General features: G+C 69.0%; 1 protein-coding gene. It reads left to right on the top strand.

Annotated features, from left to right (window positions below):
* On the top strand, nt 1–1,451 hold a 1,451-nt coding region (locus tag ACFYOY_RS49010; protein ID WP_388594616.1), incomplete at both ends, for an AAA family ATPase.

Here is a 1,451-nt window from a genome sequence, read left to right as displayed (position 1 = left end):
CAGCGACCGGTTCCTGCCGGACAAAGCCATCGACCTGGTGGACGAGGCATGCGCCCGGCTGCGTACCGAGATCGACTCCATGCCCGCCGAACTGGACGAGACCACCCGCCGGGTCACCCGGCTGGAGATCGAGGAGGCCGCGCTCTCCAAGGAGACCGACCCGGCCAGCCGGCAGCGGCTGGAGGAGCTCCGCCGCGAACTGGCCGATCTGCGCGCCGAGGCCGACGCCAAGCACGCCCAGTGGGAGGCCGAGCGACAGTCCATCCGCCGGGTGCAGGACCTGCGCCGGGAGCTGGAGGAGGTACGCCGCGAGGCCGAGGAGGCCGAGCGCGCCTACGACCTCAACCGCGCCGCCGAACTGCGCTACGGCAGGCTCCAGGAGCTTCAGCGCAAGCTGGCCGCCGAAGAGGAACAACTGGCCGCCAAACAGGGCGCGCACCGGCTGCTGCGCGAGGTGGTCACCGAGGAGGAGATCGCCGACATCGTCTCCGCCTGGACCGGCATCCCCGTCTCCCGCCTGCAGGAGGGCGAACGGGAGAAGCTGCTGCGCCTGGACGAGATCCTCCAGGAGCGGGTCATCGGCCAGGACGAGGCGGTCAAGCTGGTCACCGACGCCATCATCCGGGCCCGCTCGGGCATCCGGGACCCGCGCCGCCCGATCGGCTCGTTCATCTTCCTCGGCCCCACCGGCGTCGGGAAGACCGAGCTGGCCAAGGCGCTGGCCGCCGCGCTCTTCGACACCGAGGAGAACATGATCCGCCTGGACATGAGCGAGTACCAGGAGCGGCACACCGTCAGCCGGCTGGTCGGCGCCCCGCCGGGATACATCGGCTACGAGGAGGGCGGCCAGCTCACCGAGGCGGTACGGCGCAAGCCGTACTCGGTGGTCCTCTTCGACGAGATCGAGAAGGCACACGCCGATGTCTTCAACACCCTGCTGCAGGTCCTGGACGACGGCCGGATCACCGACGCCCAGGGGCGGCTGGTGGACTTCCGCAACACCGTGATCATCATGACCTCCAACATCGGCTCGATGCATCTGCTGGACGGCGTCACCTCCGACGGCGAACTCAAACCGGACGCCCGGGGCCTGGTCATGAGCGAGCTGCGCGGACACTTCCGCCCCGAGTTCCTCAACCGGGTCGATGACATCGTGCTGTTCAAGCCGCTCGGCGAACCCCAGATCGAGCGGATCGTGGAACTGCAGTTCAACGAGTTGCGCAAACGGCTGGCCGAACGCCTGATCGCCGTCGAACTCAGCCCAGAAGCCCGGAAGGTCATCGCCCACGAGGGCTACGACCCGGTCTACGGCGCCCGCCCGCTGCGCCGCTTCATCTCCCACGAGGTCGAGACCCTCATCGGACGCGCCCTGCTGAAGGGCGACGTCCAGGAGGGCGCCACCGTCAAGGTCGACGCCCAGCACGGCGAACTCGTGGTCACCTACGAACAGC

Origin of the sequence: Streptomyces sp. NPDC007875 (assembly GCF_042868035.1) — a bacterium.
GTDB classification, from domain to species: domain Bacteria; phylum Actinomycetota; class Actinomycetes; order Streptomycetales; family Streptomycetaceae; genus Streptomyces; species Streptomyces antimycoticus.
Note: the sequence above shows the minus strand (reverse complement) of the source record. Positions and strands in the feature narration are given on the sequence as shown.